The 10,952-nt window shown below is 40.8% G+C and carries 13 protein-coding genes and 1 pseudogene; 2 read left to right on the plus strand and 12 right to left on the minus strand.

Translation table 11 applies throughout. The features are described 5' to 3' along the window. From QZ565_RS05210 to QZ565_RS05240, 7 genes and pseudogenes are all read right to left on the minus strand, one after another. The coding region (locus QZ565_RS05210; protein WP_295526511.1) for a radical SAM protein at positions 1-533 on the minus strand (533 nt) is incomplete at its 3' end. A gap of 83 nt (positions 534-616) precedes the next feature. Then, positions 617-1,006 carry a YtxH domain-containing protein gene (locus QZ565_RS05215; protein ID WP_000517381.1) on the minus strand — a complete coding sequence of 130 codons (390 nt, stop codon included), beginning with the start codon at positions 1,004-1,006 and terminating at the stop codon, positions 617-619. Next, a pseudogene (locus tag QZ565_RS05220) lies at positions 979-1,405 on the minus strand (DUF948 domain-containing protein). Before QZ565_RS05220 ends, QZ565_RS05215 begins: the two are co-directional and overlap by 28 nt. Further along, positions 1,406-2,194, minus strand: coding sequence for a prolipoprotein diacylglyceryl transferase (gene lgt, locus QZ565_RS05225; protein ID WP_295526514.1), 789 nt, complete (start codon positions 2,192-2,194; stop codon positions 1,406-1,408). It abuts the pseudogene before it with no gap. Then, positions 2,187-3,122, minus strand: coding sequence for an HPr(Ser) kinase/phosphatase (gene hprK, locus QZ565_RS05230; RefSeq protein WP_201058953.1), 936 nt, complete (start codon positions 3,120-3,122; stop codon positions 2,187-2,189). The genes lgt and hprK overlap by 8 nt, the downstream gene beginning before the upstream one ends. 129 nt (positions 3,123-3,251) lie before the next feature. Further along, a complete protein-coding gene (rpsU, locus tag QZ565_RS05235; RefSeq protein ID WP_000048054.1) occupies positions 3,252-3,428 on the minus strand; it encodes a 30S ribosomal protein S21 in 177 nt (58 codons plus the stop codon). Positions 3,429-3,566: 138 nt separating this feature from the next. Next, positions 3,567-4,274 (minus strand): glucosamine-6-phosphate deaminase, encoded by a 708-nt coding sequence (locus QZ565_RS05240; protein ID WP_247940991.1) that lies wholly within the window; start codon positions 4,272-4,274, stop codon positions 3,567-3,569. A 150-nt stretch (positions 4,275-4,424) separates the two neighbouring features. Between QZ565_RS05240 and queA the strand changes: the two genes are divergently transcribed. Beyond that, the gene (gene queA / locus QZ565_RS05245; protein ID WP_295526520.1) at positions 4,425-5,453 is read left to right on the plus strand and encodes a tRNA preQ1(34) S-adenosylmethionine ribosyltransferase-isomerase QueA; all 1,029 of its coding nucleotides are present in this window, start codon (positions 4,425-4,427) and stop codon (positions 5,451-5,453) included. Positions 5,454-5,538: 85 nt separating this feature from the next. Here queA and QZ565_RS05250 read toward each other — a convergent pair whose 3' ends face one another. The 5 genes from QZ565_RS05250 to QZ565_RS05270 are packed head-to-tail and all read right to left on the minus strand — an operon-like array spanning position 5,539 to position 10,225. Continuing rightward, positions 5,539-6,387 carry a YihY/virulence factor BrkB family protein gene (locus QZ565_RS05250; RefSeq protein ID WP_295526523.1) on the minus strand — a complete coding sequence of 283 codons (849 nt, stop codon included), beginning with the start codon at positions 6,385-6,387 and terminating at the stop codon, positions 5,539-5,541. A 27-nt stretch (positions 6,388-6,414) separates the two neighbouring features. After that, positions 6,415-8,469, minus strand: coding sequence for a sodium:proton antiporter (locus QZ565_RS05255; protein WP_295526527.1), 2,055 nt, complete (start codon positions 8,467-8,469; stop codon positions 6,415-6,417). A gap of 11 nt (positions 8,470-8,480) precedes the next feature. After that, positions 8,481-8,735, minus strand: a complete 255-nt coding sequence (locus QZ565_RS05260; protein WP_000361085.1) for a hypothetical protein — start codon at positions 8,733-8,735, stop codon at positions 8,481-8,483. Then, positions 8,728-9,285: a class I SAM-dependent methyltransferase gene (locus QZ565_RS05265; protein WP_295526542.1), complete on the minus strand. Its 558-nt coding sequence runs from the start codon at positions 9,283-9,285 to the stop codon at positions 8,728-8,730. Before QZ565_RS05265 ends, QZ565_RS05260 begins: the two co-directional genes overlap by 8 nt. Then, positions 9,269-10,225 carry a TIGR01212 family radical SAM protein gene (locus QZ565_RS05270; RefSeq protein WP_295526545.1) on the minus strand — a complete coding sequence of 319 codons (957 nt, stop codon included), beginning with the start codon at positions 10,223-10,225 and terminating at the stop codon, positions 9,269-9,271. The genes QZ565_RS05265 and QZ565_RS05270 overlap by 17 nt, the downstream gene beginning before the upstream one ends. Positions 10,226-10,316: 91 nt before the next feature. Here QZ565_RS05270 and QZ565_RS05275 point away from each other — a divergent pair, with 91 nt between their 5' ends. Further along, complete coding sequence (locus QZ565_RS05275) at positions 10,317-10,676, plus strand: DUF3397 family protein (RefSeq protein ID WP_084862492.1); 360 nt, start codon at positions 10,317-10,319, stop codon at positions 10,674-10,676. Positions 10,677-10,952 lie beyond the last annotated feature (276 nt).

Raw genomic sequence — 10,952 nt, forward strand, 5'->3', positions numbered from 1 at the left:
TCCACAACCTTTTTCATACTATCAAATAAGTCTTCCATAGTCTGTTTCGGCAATGAAAACATTAAGTCGACATTAATATCTTTAATTCCATACTTTTTACAATTAGTAATAGCCATATCTACATCTCCTGCAACATGACCACGTCCTAATATCTTAAGAAGTTCATCATTAAAAGTTTGAACACCCATACTTATTCTGTCAACTCCGTACTCTTTTACCAAAGCAACCCGAGAATCAACAAGATCCTCAGGGTTTGCTTCAAAAGTAAATTCACGCAGTTGTTGTGGAATTTTATTTCTTAATGCAGTTAGTAAACGATGAAGTTGTTCGTCACTTAATGCACTCGGTGTTCCACCACCAATATAGAGGGTTCTTAACTTTTGAATATCATAAGATTGAAACTCTTCTAACAGATGTTCCAAATAACTATCTACCGGCTGATTCTTGATAAAAACTTTTGAAAAGTCACAATAATAACAAATCTGGGTACAAAACGGGATGTGCACATAGGCTGACGTTGGTTTTTTCTGCATAGTACTTATTATACCACAAAGACAGGCTACGAGAAAAAAATCACCATCCCCAGATACATAGTCCGTCCAGAGATGGTGATGGTTTATTCTTCTGTTATGTCAATAACAATCTCTTCTGATTCATCAAGGGTTTCGGCCTTTTCTTGCCATTGCTCCTTGAGATTATTGAATCGATCTTTTGATGCTTCTGTCGCTTGACGAGCACATGATTTGGCTTGAGCAAGTACGCTGTCCACAGTGATTTCACCTGACTCAACCTGTTCTTTGGTTTTAAGAACAAAATCTGTAGCCTGCTCCTTGACTTCTGTCAGTTTTTCACAGACCTGCTCCTTGGCATACTCAGGATCTTCTCTCAAATCATCTAGAAAATCTTGAGCCTGACTGCAAACTTGTTTGCCCTTGTCGCTTGTTAAAAACAAGGCAAGAGCTGCACCTGAAACGGTTCCTAAAAGGATTGAGGATAGTTTACCCATAAGAATTCTCCTTTTTTATTTTTTGAAAAATTTACTTGCAAGACGAAGAGCTGACAAACTTGCACCAGTCTTAAGTGTTTTTGAACCAGCTGAGGAAGCTTTCTTGCTCAAGACACGCGCATGGTCATTGAGGTCTGAAACAGATAGAGATAAATCTGCAACTGCACTAAAGAGTGGATCAATCGTTGCCACCTTGACATTGATATCATCTGCCAAGACATTGACCTTAGCCAGTAATTCATTGGTATAATGCAAGGTCACATCCACATCTGAAGTCAAGGTTTTAATCGTCTTCTCTGTTTCATCGATAACACGTCCAAGCTTTTGTACAGTAATGATTAGATACACTAAAAATACAATCAAAGCAAGGGCTACAAGAATATATGCAACTTCTAACATTTAATTTTCCTCCTCTGTAACATAGTAAGGGGCCTTCTTTCGATTTTGATATAGAATGATAAAAATACCGAGACCGATAAGGACAACTGATAGCCATTGAGACACTCGAAGGCCAAAGAACATGAGACTATCTGTTCGCATGCCTTCGATGACCATACGACCGAAACCATACCAAATCAAGTAAAAGGCAGTGATATGACCTCGTCTGAGACTCTTCCATTTTCGTCTAAAAATCAGAATCAAGGCAAATCCAAGAAGATTCCATAGAGACTCATAAAGGAAGGTCGGTTGACGGTAGCTCCCCTCAATATACATCTGGTCACGGATAAAACCAGGTAGATAATCCAGATTATCCACTACTGCACCGTAGGCTTCTTGGTTAAAGAAATTACCCCAGCGTCCCAGACTTTGAGCAATCATAACGCTAGGCGCCGCAATATCTAGAAAATCCCAAGTATTGATGAGTTTACGATCAGCAAAGACATAGAGGACAAGAGCCCCTGTAATCAAACCACCGTAAATGGCCAAACCACCATTCCAAATGGCAAAAATCTCTCCCAAGTTCTGACTATAGTAATCAAAACGGAAAATAACATAATAGAGACGAGCTCCTAAAATTGCCAGAGGAAAAGCAATCAAGATAAAATCTAAAATATCGTCTGGTATGATCTTCTTTCTAGGTGCTTCTTTCATGGTCAAATAAACCGCAAGAATCAAGCCTGTCACAATACACAAGGCATACCAACGAATGGCTAGAGGGCCTAGATGAATAGCAATTGGATCAAGCATTAGGCACCTCGTTCTGAGCAATGAGATTTGTCAAACGTTCTTCGAACAAACGAGTCGCATCAAAGCCCATTTCCTTGGCACGATAATTCATGGCAGCTGCCTCAATCACGACAGAGATATTACGACCAGTTTTAACTGGAATGCGGATACGAGGAATGCCTACGCCAGAAATTTCTATTTCCTCGGCATTGTTTCCAAGACGATCAAAAGTCTTATGCGTATCGTAATTTTCCAGGTAAACGGCTAGCTGGACTTGTGAAGAATCCTTGACCGCACTCGCACCGTAGAGACTCATAACATCGATAATCCCAACACCACGAATTTCAATCAAGTGTTTCAAGATTTCAGCTGGTTCACCCCAAAGAGTAATCTCATCCTTGGCAAAGATATCGACACGGTCATCAGCTACCAAGCGGTGACCACGTTTGACAAGCTCTAAACCTGTCTCACTCTTACCGATACCACTATCTCCCTGAATCAAGACACCCATTCCATAAATATCCATCAAGACACCGTGCACACTAGTACGTTCTGCTAAACGTGAATCCAGATAACTAGATAACTCTCCAGATAAACGACTGGTTGCTGTACGACTAGTTAAGATGGCAATCTTACATTCTCTAGCTGCCTTTAGCATCTCCTCCGGAACCACCAAACCACGGGCAACAATAACCGCAGGTGTCTCAGGTAGAAACATTTTTTTCAAGACTTGGTAACGGTTGTGAGAGGACATCGAAACGAGATAGGACCACTCCTTCATTCCCAAGAGTTGGATTCGCTCTGGTGTATAGTAGTCAAAATAGCCTGTCATTTCAAGACCAGGTCGCATAATATCCGCTGTATTGATTTCCTTTTCAAGCAATTCTGGTTCGCCATAGACAATATCTAGTCTAAGCTTTTCAATCACTTCTTTTACTAAAACCGACATCATTTCCTCCTTCAAATGAGTTCTTCTCTCTATTATATCAAATTGTAGGAGGATATTTGAGATTTTTGCAGGCTTTGGAGTATTTATTTAATAGAAAAAGACTAGATTTCTCTAGCCTTTCAGTTCTAATTAGAATTTTTTACGTTTACGAGCTGCTTCTGATTTACGTTTACGTTTTACAGAAGGTTTTTCATAGAATTCACGTTTGCGTGTTTCTTGAAGAGTACCAGCTTTAGTAACCGCACGTTTGAAACGACGAAGTGCGTCGTCAAGAGATTCATTCTTACGTACTACTGTTTTAGACATTTTTTTCACTCCCTTCAAGTTCAAGATCTATTCTATTTTACACGTAAAAGGAATAATTGTCAAGAAAAAATGCGGTTTAATTTTGATTTTTTCTTCCATTTATACAAGTCTTGAAAGCGTTCAATAGAACATTGCTTTTTATTTTTCAAGCAAGCTGAGCGCTTCAGCATCCGCAATAATCGTCACATCAGGGTGATTTTGCAGGCTACTTGCTGGTAGACTCTCAGTCACTGGTCCAGACACTGTTCCGGCAATAGCTTCTGCTTTTGATTCACCGTAAGCAAAGAGAATAATTGACTTGGCATCCAAGATGTTTTTAATCCCCATTGAGATAGCTTGGGTTGGAACGTCTTCAATTTTATCAAAGAAGCGAGCATTGGCTTCGATAGTAGACTGGTCAAGTTCTACAAGGTGTGTTTGACTGTCAAATGGAGTGCCAGGCTCATTAAAGCCGATATGTCCATTGCGACCGATTCCCAAGATTTGGAGATCAACAGGATGGTCAGCTAAAATTTGATTGTAGCGTTCAACTTCTTCTTCAGCATTATCCTTAACCCCACGAGGCAAGAAACTTTCTTTAAATGGTTTTTGGTTGAATAAGTTTTCCTGCATGAAGTAACGATAAGACTGTGGGTTGTCCCCATCAAGTCCTACATACTCATCAAGGTTGACACTGGTTAGATTTGAAAAATCAAGGTCACTTTCAACGATTTCCTTGTAAAATTCAAGTGGGCTACTTCCTGTCGCAAGTCCCAATGTTTGAGCGCCATTGGCTAATTTCTCCTTCAAAATCTCAAAAGCAACTTTTCCACCTTCGATTTGGTTTTCAACTTTAATAACTTTCATCTTTTTATCCTCCGTTTTAATCTATATTCATTATATGGTATAGACCAATTTTTGTCAAGTGAAAACGATTTAATTTCTAAAAAAAGAGCGTCCAAACTTGAAACATGTTATAATGGATAGGATTAGAACTTAGAAAGAATGAAGAGATATATGAATACAGCTGATTTTGATTTCCACTTGCCAGAAGAATTGATTGCCCAAACACCTCTTGAAAAACGAGATGCCTCTAAACTCCTTATCGTCAATCGTGAGACGAGAGAAATGCAGGATAAACACTTCCACTCTATTATTGATATGCTGGAACCTGGTGATGCCCTTGTAATGAACGACACCCGCGTTCTCCCTGCCCGCCTCTATGGTCAAAAAGAGGAGACAGGAGGTCATGTGGAACTTCTCCTACTCAAAAACACTGCTGGAGATGAGTGGGAAGTGCTGGCTAAACCTGCCAAACGCCTCAAGGTCGGTACTCGTGTCAGCTTTGGTGATGGTCGCCTCAGCGCTGTCGTGACAGAAGAATTGACCCATGGGGGTCGTATTGTCCGCTTTGAATACCAAGGAATTTTCCTAGAAGTTTTGGAAAGTCTGGGAGAAATGCCACTACCACCTTATATCCATGAAAAACTGGATGACCGTGAACGCTATCAAACCGTCTACGCCAAGGAAAGTGGCTCTGCTGCTGCACCGACTGCTGGATTGCACTTCACCAAAGAACTGCTGACAGAAATCCAAGCTAAAGGTGTTCATCTGGTCTATTTGACTCTCCATGTCGGGCTCGGAACCTTTAGACCTGTTTCTGTGGATAATCTGGACGAACACGAAATGCACTCAGAATTCTATCAACTTTCTGAGGAAGCAGCTGCCACCCTTCGCACTGTTAAGGAAAATGGTGGTCGTGTCATCGCTGTTGGAACCACTTCAATCCGCACACTGGAGACTATCGGTTCCAAATTTGATGGGCAAATCCAAGCAGATTCTGGCTGGACCAATATCTTTATCAAACCTGGATACCAATGGAAGGTTGTAGATGCCTTTTCAACCAACTTCCACCTGCCAAAATCAACTCTGGTTATGCTGGTTTCTGCTTTTGCAGGTCGTGAATTAGTCTTAGATGCCTACCACCATGCCATCCAAGAACACTACCGCTTCTTTAGTTTTGGTGATGCCATGTTTATCTATTAATTTCCAAAATCAAAAAACGCATATTATCAGGCGATAAAACCTCGATAGTATGCGTTTTGTTATGGATAAAGAATTAGTCTGTTCTCTAACTCGGATCTTTCAAACTCTGAACACTGGCATTGATCACTGCTCCGACAATCAAAATCTTAGCGATGAGAATAAACCAAAACATCATAACCACCACGACGATGGAACTGAAGAAACGGACGTCCACGAGGTGATTAACATAGTTGTTGACATAGACTGAAAAAATATTGAGCAGTAATACCAGAGTCAACAAGACAAAGGTACTACCTGGCAATACATGTCGAATTCGTCGCACCTTAACATTGGGCAGGAAATAATAAATCATAACCAAGATGGCAAAAATCAAGGCATAGACCAAGGGGCCTGTCAGGTCTTGCAGATAAGCAAAGAGAGGACTATCCGATTGCCAGTAGCTTTTGATAAGGTTGAGGAGCATGCGACCAAAGACACTCAGAAAGAGAGCTAAAGCAAAGAGAATCTGCAGACCAAAACTGACAAACAAACTCATGAGCTGATGAGAAATCATTCCACGATTTTTAGCTACTCCGTAAGCTTTATTAAAGGCTTTCTGCAAGAAGTTCATGGATTTTGAAAAGGTCCAGAGGGCTGACAAAACCGCAAAACTCAACAAACCCGTTGAAGGTTGGGTCAGCACCTCTGTAATAATCTTTGCGACCACATCATACATGGTTTCCGGCAAAAATTCATTGACAACCTTTAAAAAATTGGAAACTGGAATCTGAAAATAAGGGAGGATATTGACCACCACCAAAAGAAGGGGAAAAATCGAAATCAACCAATAGTAGGCTACCGCGACACTGGTCAACTCACTATCTGATGCTTGATAATAATGCAAAAAAGCTTTTACTAAAGGCTTGTCTATCAGCTCTTTCCACCACTTTTTCATGTCACACTCCTTCACTTACAATCTTGATTAATTTCTTCTTACCAATTCCATCATATCATAAGGCAGGGTATTGGCAGCTTCCTTCAAGGAATAGTTCTCTAAGTTATTCACATTTTGTCGTAATTTCTTGGCATACTTGGTCGTAATCAATCGTTTCTCTTCATATTCGAAAATCAATTTGCGCTCCAGATAATAGCCTCTCAGCATTTCATCGATATTGTTGGGCTTGACGCGATTGATAACCCGTTCAACAAAGGCACCACTGGTGATGATAGCTGTTTCTCGGAGACGAGAATCCTGCATAAAGCTAATCAAGGAACTCTTATAAACTCCTTTTAGATTCTCCAAACTTTCGATAATCATCTCTGTATTTTCTAGATAGAGCTCTGCAATTTGGTCATAGTCAAGGGCTCTGAGTTTCTTAGATTCTTCATTTTTCCAACTGCGGAAGGTCTTTCCAAAGGTAAAGACTTCGTGAAGGAGAAAACGTAAAATCCGCAAGGAAACAAGGAAATAATAGGTCAATCTTGAAGCAAACTTGCGATTGATACCTTGTTCCATGTTTTTCAGATAACGTTGGTAGACCCGATAAGCACGCTCACTCATCTTGCCTTCTTCATAAGCCTGTTCCAATCCATCACTCTCAATACTGAGAATAAGAAGTTTCAGGGCCTCCCAGTCTTCTTGAGCGCTCTTATTTTCTTGACTCAAAATGAGATTTTCAATACGACCATGATAGTTATCGATAGCCGCATAGAGGGGAAGTTTATTTCTGGTATCTTCTAACTCTTTTTCCAACTCTATCGTCACTTCATTCAAAATGGCGATATGCATGAGATAGTCCTTGCTTTCTTCCTGTTCATCAGAAAGATGAGGCAAGACCAAGAGACCTGTTAAAAAGCTTACCAGCGTCACACCTGCGACAAGGAAAAGTAAGATTGGATATTTCTGCTCTAAATCACTTGGTATCAGAAGAATTGTAGCAATCGACACCGTTCCCTTGACACCTGAGAAGGTCAAGAGAAGCATATCCTTCATATACTTATTTAACTTTTTCTTGAGGCGTCGGGTCCTATAAGCATAATAGCCATAGATCATGACAAAACGAATGGCAAAGAGGACAAAGGTAAGAACGACAAGAGACACCAGCAAGAGTAAGGGATTATAGATTGGATTGGTCAAGATAGGTTCTGCTATCATTTCCAACTCCATTCCCAAAATCACAAAGACAGAACCGTTGAGCATGAAGGTCACTGTATGCCAGACTGTCTCAGTCACCGTATCCACTTGGGCTTCGAGAAGCGTGATTTTCTTAAAGCGACTTGCCTTTAAAATCCCTGCTACTACAACAGCAATAATCCCTGAAACGTGTACTTCTTCTGCTAGGAAGAAGGTCACCAGAGGCAAACTCAATTCTAATAAAAGTTCGCTGGCAATATCCGTTGCGCGCACACTTAACAAAAAAGTATGGAGAAAACGATTGGTCATGGCTGTTAAAAATCCAATTAAAAAACCGCCTAGAATTGAAAAGATGAGCGAACTACTCGCTTGCCCAAGGGAAAAGGCTCCCGTTGTCCAAGCTGTCAAAGCTACCTGAAAGGCCACCAAACCTGATGCATCATTCAAGAGTCCTTCACCCTTAAGGATATTGGACACGCGCTTAGGAAAGCTAAAGCGCTCCGAAAGAGAGGCAAAGGCAACCAAGTCCGTAGGGCCAAGGGCTGCCCCAACAGCCAAACAAGCTGCCAAGGGAAGGCTGAGCCAAAGAAGATGGGCCAAGCCACCCAAACTCAGGGTCGAGATGAAAATCACTGGAAATATGAGATAGACAATGATTCGCCAGTGTTTTAAAATAGCCGTAATATCCGCTTCTTCGGACTCTCGGAAAAGCAAGGGCCCGATAACCAGTGCCAAAAACAACTCCGTATTAAGGTGAAAGTCGGTATTGGGTAAAAAGAGACCAATCACAATTCCCAAAAGAATTTGCACCAAGGGAAGAGGCAAAAAGGGCAGAAGCTTATTGGTTGTACTTGAAACAATCAAGACCAGTAAAAATAGGATGAGGTAAATCAGTAATTCCACGCAATTCCTCCTTAGTCTTTTTTACAACAGGATTCAAATATCTCCTTCTGCTCTTTGATTTTTTGGTCAATCTTGGAACAGTCTTTGTGCTCAATTTTTCTTTGACACCGTTCCATTTCAAGAGCTACTAATTTTTTCTTGATTTTAAGCATTTTTTTGCTCATATGCGCTTGGTCTAACACCCCCACCGCACGTTCGTGGTGGGTGGACTCGACAAAATTCTGGCGCATGGCATCCAGTTTTTCACGTAAGTATTGTTTATCCATGTCTATATCTCTCTAATTTTTCAATCATAACTAAAAATGGTGGGTTGTTGACTTGGTTCAGGGTTCGGTAGATGGCAACCGTGTACTCTTGTTGGTTCAACTGGATAACAAAATCCAAGACAGCATCCCTCTCGAGGTCGCCACCTTCATGACCATAGTAGATCATAATAGCAATCCTTCCACCTTTGACAAGCAAGCGACACAGCTTTTCTAAGGCTTCAATAGTTGTCTGAGGTTGGGTGATGACGGACTTATCAGCTGACGGCAGATAACCCAGATTAAAAATCCCTGCCTTGGCTTCTGTCACAAACTGGTCCAGTGTCTCATGGCCTTGCAAGATTAACTGGGCATTTGTCATTCCAGCCTGGTCCAAACGCTCTTGAGTCTTTTCCAAGGCTTGTTCCTGAATATCAAAGGCATAGACTTGCTTGGCTAACTTAGCTAAAAAAAGCGTGTCATGACCATTTCCCATGGTCGCATCCACTACGATATCATCCTGAGTCACTACCTCAGCCAAAAAATCATGGGCCATTTCAAGTGGTCTTTTCATTTTCAAACTCCTGTTTTACAGCCTTGCATCCTTGGACACTTCCACGACGTCGCATTTCAGTTTCAATAGCATTTAGCACTTCCCATTTATTGAGGCTCCACATAGGACCAATCAGCATATCCCTAGGTGCATCTCCCGTGATTCGGTGGATGACGATATGCTTAGGAATGATTTCCAGTTGGTCACAGATAACCTTGATATACTCATCCTGACTCATCAGTTGCAAACGCCCCTCGTGATAATCTCGCTGCATCCGTGTATTGGTCATGAGGTGAAGCAAGTGCAACTTAATCCCTTGAATATCGTTATCCGTGACACAGCGACGGACATTTTCAATCATCATCTCATGGGTTTCACCAGGAAGTCCATTGATCAGATGGGAAACAATCTCAATCTTGGGATACTTTCTCAAACGCTTGACCGTTTCCACATACAACTCATAAGAGTGGGCACGATTAATCAAGTCAGAGGTTGCTTCATAAGTAGTCTGCAAGCCCAATTCAACCGTCACATGCATACGCTCCGATAATTCAGCCAAATACTCGATGGTTTCGTCTGGTAAACAGTCTGGCCGCGTTCCGATATTGATTCCTACTACACCTGGCTCATTGATGGCCTGCTCGTAACGTTCCCGAATAACTTCCACCTTTTCATGGGTGTTGGTAAAATTTTGAAAATAAACCAAATACTTCTGCACATCCGGCCACTTACGGTGCATAAAGTCAATTTCCTTATAAAATTGCTCACGAATAGGCGCATCTGGTGCCACAATGGCATCTCCAGAACCGGAAACCGTACAAAAAGTACAACCCCCATGAGCCACAGTTCCATCACGATTGGGACAGTCAAATCCCGCATCAATAGGAACTTTAAAGGTCTTTTCTCCAAAGAGTTTTCGATAATAATCATTCAAGGTGTTATAAGATTTCATAACTTTCATTATAACAAAAAACACCCACAATCTCAAAAGCCTGACTTTCCTATAAATTCCTCTGTTTCTCGTTTCCATTAGCGATTTTTTATGATACAATATGGATATGATTTTAATGAAATTAGCATCTATTTTATTATTGATACTGACCTTAGTCGTCTGCATTATCATAACCAAACTTTTTAGATTAAAAAAACTAGGACGAAACTTTGCGGATTTGGCTTTTCCAGTCTTGGTATTTGAGTATTACTTGATTACAGCTAAAACCTTTACCCATAATTTCCTCCCTAGACTAGGCCTAGCCCTCTCACTCCTAGCCATTATTCTCGTTTTTTTCTTCCTTTTGAAAAAACGCAGTTTTTACTATCCTAAATTCATCAAATTTTTCTGGCGTGCAGGATTTTTAGTAACCCTTGTCATGTATATCGAGATGATTGTTGAATTGTTCTTAATGAAATAATTGAATCCCTAAACATTTTCTAGGGATTTTTGCTTTCTCTACAAAATAAGGTAGATAATAACACTATACAATTTTATACAAAGAAAATCCCTTAGAAACTTATATTCCAAGGGATTTATCTTCTATCTAAGACAAGAGTTTCTCTCCACTCTTTAATGATAACGAAAGTATCAAAATTTCTAGTCTTCTTTTTTACCTTTAGTGGCCACTAGACCTGCACTCCAACCAAGAAGAGCTAGGCCTGCTGCTAGGGCTGCTTGACTTGCTGCACTTCCT

It is taken from the genome of uncultured Streptococcus sp. (assembly GCF_915066115.1).
Lineage (GTDB): Bacteria > Bacillota > Bacilli > Lactobacillales > Streptococcaceae > Streptococcus.